Here is a 240-nt window from a genome sequence, read left to right on the forward strand (position 1 = left end):
GTTCAGCATTTCATAGAGTTCCAAAAGATTTCAAATATGTAGAAGGTGATGGAATTTTTACTGTATTTGGACATGCAAGCTCTAGAGGTATCGAATATTATGATGACAATGGTAAAAAGCAAATTGCTACAACTGCCGAAGAATTTGATGCTATGATGTCACAAAAAAGCGAAGCTTGGAAACAGGCACGAAAAGATGGTAAATTTATAACTTTGTATTTTTATGCATGTAATGTAGCAT

The 240-nt window shown here is 33.3% G+C and carries 1 pseudogene; it reads left to right on the forward strand.

Going from position 1 to position 240, the window contains the following annotated elements:
• Positions 1 to 240 (forward strand): annotated as a pseudogene (locus ACWA1B_RS23515) (hypothetical protein); the annotation flags it as partial.

Source organism: Flavobacterium xizangense (assembly GCF_054075145.1).